The 467-nt window shown below is 65.5% G+C and carries 1 protein-coding gene; it reads left to right on the forward strand.

The window, feature by feature from the left end; genetic code table 11:
- On the forward strand, nt 1-467 hold a 467-nt coding region (locus HX846_RS38995; protein ID WP_178967672.1), incomplete at both ends, for a FecR family protein.

Genomic DNA, 467 nt, shown 5'->3' on the forward strand with positions numbered 1-467 from the left:
GGCGTCGGCTGGGTGCGCGGGCCTGAGGCGCTGCTGCAGATGCAGGCCGATTACCTCACCCAAAAAGGCGAAGTGCGCACCGTGCACCTGGCGGACGGCAGCAGCGTGCAACTGGATTCTGCGAGTGCGATCAAGCTGGATTTTGACGGTGTGCAGCGGCGCATCAGCCTGATCAAAGGCTCGGCGATCTTTGATGTGGCGCCCATGGCCGGTGAGGAAAAAAGGCCGTTCGTGGTGCACAGCGCCAGCGGGCAAACCCGTGCCTTGGGCACGCGGTTTGTGGTCGAGCGTGAGGACGACCGGCAGGCCTGGGTCGGGGTGTTGCAACACAGTGTGGCCGTCACGCTGCAGGCGCTGCCGCAGAAAGAAACGGTGCTCAAGGAAGGCCAGGCAGCGCGCTACAGCCCGGAGAACGGCGTGGTCGCCCTCGACGACTTCGACCTGGAGCGCGCCACCACTAGGCGTCG

Origin of the sequence: Pseudomonas sp. K5002, assembly GCF_013386655.1 — a bacterium.
Taxonomy (GTDB): domain Bacteria; phylum Pseudomonadota; class Gammaproteobacteria; order Pseudomonadales; family Pseudomonadaceae; genus Aquipseudomonas.